Consider the following 3113-nt stretch of genomic DNA (forward strand, 5'->3'; position numbering starts at 1 on the left):
CTGCGCTTATCCACCCTACGAAACCGGCTCCGTTGTAGGGTGGATAAGGCGCGCCGCTCGGTCTCGGGGACTCGGCACGGCGGTCGCGCGCGCCGCATCCACCAGAGGTCGCGCGGTGCCGCCCAAATTTGGAATTGCTGCGGAGCCACGTGTCCACCACGCCGGCCTTCTCGTCAAAGCTCGTTTGGTTGACGATCAAGGGTAAGGGAGGGGTGAGAATCGCCGATATCTCGCAGTTTCAAAGCGAAAATGAAGTTCTGTTTGGCACGCGGGCAAAGTTCAGGGTCGCCAAGGCAGAACAAAATGGCAACCGCTACGAAGTAGCACTGAAGGAAATCTGATGAACGCAACCACAATGATCATTGCCAAGTATCACGTGTCGAACCCGACAAACGCTCACTATTTCACGGAGGACTGGGTAAAGAACCAGTGCGACGCACTGGGCCAGACGCCTGAGGAATACCTGGCCGCGCTGGAACAACACGAGACCATGATGGTGGTCGCACGCGCTGAACTTGACGCCCGCGGTGACAAGGATGCCCCATGGGCTGAGAAACTCAAGCGCACCGACCCGGAAGCCTACGAGCGCGCCAAGGGCAAATTTACCGGACCGGTCGACAGCGCCATGCTGGGGAGTGATGCCTGATGTGGGTTTTCCTGTCCGATGCATTTTTGTCCATCGTCGCCCACCGTGACCGCCCGGACGATCTGCTGGTTCGTGCGCGGATCGCTGGCGACCTGGAGCGGGTCTTCCCTGGCTACCCGGTCGAGATCACACCGGATGCGGATTACCGATTCCGTGCGGTGATCCCGCGGACCCAGGTTGCACAAGCCCTGGCCGATCAGGCGACGACGATCGATTATCGGAACTTCAAGGGATCGGTGCGCGATTCCGACCGGCATGACGCCTATATGCAGGTCTGGCACGTGATGAGGCAAGCGCAGAAGTCCGGCTCTCGAACAGCTAAATAGGGCGGCGCAGTCGCCACGGACTGACCAACAAGGCACGGATGCCACACCTTTCTTGGGTTCTTACAACTTGTTGCGCTTAACTTCTGCCCGCGCGGGGTCTACCGTGCGGGCATGGATACACCCGCGCCCTATCGCACCGAACCCGCCGCCTACCAGTTCGAGGCCCCAGCCCCGACCCTGGACCCGGCCGATGCCAATGCCAAAGACCCAACCTCGCGCCGACGATTCTCCGGGGTCGCCTACTCCGGCGATGTGATCCCCGATCATTGGGCCTGGGGTAACCTCGTCATCGACCTGGCAAGTATCGTCTTGCTGGACCCCTGCCCGGTGTTGCTCAACCACGAGCGCGACATCCCCGTTGGCGTCGGCGCCTTGGCGGTTGCCGCCAATGCCTTGATGGTTGCCGGCACGCTGCTGAGTAACGCGAGTGCGCAAGTGCTGGCGCAAAACGCCGACGAGGGCTTCCCGTGGCAATTGTCCGTTCACGCTGATCCTGGCTCCGTCGAGGAGATCGCCCCCGGTACCCAGGTCCAACTGAACGGCCGTACCTTCTTCGGCCCCCTCACCATTTTCCGTCAGTCCCGCATCCGCGAGCTGTCCTTCACGCCCACGGGTTATGACCACCGCACTCGCGCTGACGTGCTGAGTCGACCCCCACCGCTCATCAATGAGGCCCCCACCATGGCAGCCCCCGAGACCAATCCCGCCCTGGTGGCGGAACTGACCGCGCAGGTCACCACCTTGACCGCCCGCGCCGAAGCGGCCGAAACGGCCCTGGCCACCGAGCGCACCGCATCACGCACGCGCGAAGTCGAGACCCTGTTTTCCTCGCTTGGCCGGCCGTGCCCCGAGAAGCTGATGCCGCACTACCTGGCCCTGCCCGCTGAAGCGTTCGCCGACTTCGCCGCCGACCTGCGCGCGGCGTCGAAACCCGCGGCCCCGTCCCATCTGTTTAGTGAGCAGGCGGTTGGCGACCCGAATCCGCCGAACCCGGCCGCGAAGGCGCTGGATTTTTCCGCGATCTATGAAGCCCGTCGGAGTGCCGCGAAATGACCATCCAGACAATGCCCGCCCGCATGGGTGAGTTCCTGATTGGCGAGGCGGATAACACCCTGAGCCGTGAGGCCGTGGTGATCGCTGCCGGTGCGGGGTCGCTGACCCCTGGCTCAGTCCTGGGGCGCATCACCAAGCGCCAAGCCGCGGCCCCCATTCCTGCTGTAGCAGGCGGCACCGGCAACGGCACCATGAGTTTGCTGACATTTGGGCCTGACGTTCAGGTCGGCTCTTATGTCATCCAGTGCACCGCGGCCGTCGCCCACGGTGGCGTATTCTCCGTGACGGCCCCCGATGGTACCGCGCTCCCATCTTTCAGCATGGGCACCACGACCGGTGGCAGCGCCCGGTATACGTCAAGCCATCTGTCCTTTACGCTGACCGACAACACGGATTTCATCACCGCCAACTCCTTTACCGTCGTCGTAACGGCGGGCGGAACGCCGGTGGTGGTGGGCGGCACCGGGACCGGAACCTGTACCGCGATCACGCTCGGGAAACTGGCGGAACTCGGTACCTATAAGGTCATCAATCGCGTGGCAGTGGCCGAAGGCGGCGACTTTGATGTCATTTCCCCAAGAGGGGCAGTGATCGGTCGTTTCCTGATGGGTACCACGTCCACGGGCGCGGTGTCCTTTACCTCCGACCACGTGAATTTCACCCTGACCGATGCGACCGACTTCATCCTCGGAAACTACTTCAACATCATCGTCGCCGGCTACACCGCACCCGAAGCCGTGCTGTGGGACCCCACGGCGGTGAATGGCGCGAACGAGGCATGGGGCGTCCTGCTGGCGGCGGCCGATGCTACCAGCGCGGCACAGAATGCGGTCGCCATCGTGCGCAACGCCGAGGTCTTCACCAACAAACTGGCTTGGAAATCCACCGTCACCGCGGCGCAGAAGGCGGAAGCCTATCGGCAGTTGTCCGCTCGCAACGTCATCGCTCGGTAACTTCTCAATAACTCACGGCACAGCGGCGCCCGCCAGGGCACGCTCACGGACGATATCCGCCAGAGGAGGGATGGCCCCGTGCTGCTCGATCCGGTCGGTCAGGTAGTCCCAGAACGAGATGCCCAGTTTTCGGCA

5 protein-coding genes are annotated in these 3113 nt (G+C 63.1%); all 5 read left to right on the forward strand.

The features are described from left to right. Window positions 1-149 precede the first annotated feature (149 nt). The 5 genes from QZY03_RS12315 to QZY03_RS12335 all read left to right on the forward strand — a co-directional run bounded on the left by QZY03_RS12315 (window position 150) and on the right by QZY03_RS12335 (window position 2978). A complete protein-coding gene (locus tag QZY03_RS12315) occupies window positions 150-341 on the forward strand; it encodes an ADP-ribosyltransferase domain-containing protein (protein WP_295581405.1) in 192 nt (63 codons plus the stop codon). Next, entirely contained in the window at window positions 341-646 is a 306-nt protein-coding gene (locus tag QZY03_RS12320) for a hypothetical protein (RefSeq protein WP_295581407.1), read from the forward strand. The genes QZY03_RS12315 and QZY03_RS12320 overlap by 1 nt, the downstream gene beginning before the upstream one ends. Then, window positions 646-972 carry a hypothetical protein gene (locus QZY03_RS12325; protein WP_295581409.1) on the forward strand — a complete coding sequence of 109 codons (327 nt, stop codon included), beginning with the start codon at window positions 646-648 and terminating at the stop codon, window positions 970-972. The genes QZY03_RS12320 and QZY03_RS12325 overlap by 1 nt, the downstream gene beginning before the upstream one ends. A 111-nt stretch (window positions 973-1083) precedes the next feature. Further along, the gene (locus QZY03_RS12330) at window positions 1084-2025 is read left to right on the forward strand and encodes a hypothetical protein (RefSeq protein WP_295581410.1); all 942 of its coding nucleotides are present in this window, start codon (window positions 1084-1086) and stop codon (window positions 2023-2025) included. Next, entirely contained in the window at window positions 2022-2978 is a 957-nt protein-coding gene (locus QZY03_RS12335; RefSeq protein WP_295581412.1) for a head decoration protein, read from the forward strand. The genes QZY03_RS12330 and QZY03_RS12335 overlap by 4 nt, the downstream gene beginning before the upstream one ends. The last annotated feature ends 135 nt before the right edge of the window (window positions 2979-3113 follow it).

Source organism: uncultured Lamprocystis sp. (assembly GCF_903933125.1).
Classification (GTDB): Bacteria; Pseudomonadota; Gammaproteobacteria; order Chromatiales; family Chromatiaceae; genus Thiodictyon.

What these genes read in the sequence shown, in the direction of transcription:
- QZY03_RS12320 (WP_295581407.1), top strand. Translation starts at nt 341, where the DNA reads ATGAACGCAACCACAATGATCATTGCCAAGTATCACGTGTCGAACCCG.
- QZY03_RS12330 (WP_295581410.1), top strand. Translation starts at nt 1,084, where the DNA reads ATGGATACACCCGCGCCCTATCGCACCGAACCCGCCGCCTACCAGTTC.
- QZY03_RS12325 (WP_295581409.1), top strand. Translation starts at nt 646, where the DNA reads ATGTGGGTTTTCCTGTCCGATGCATTTTTGTCCATCGTCGCCCACCGT.
- QZY03_RS12335 (WP_295581412.1), top strand. Translation starts at nt 2,022, where the DNA reads ATGACCATCCAGACAATGCCCGCCCGCATGGGTGAGTTCCTGATTGGC.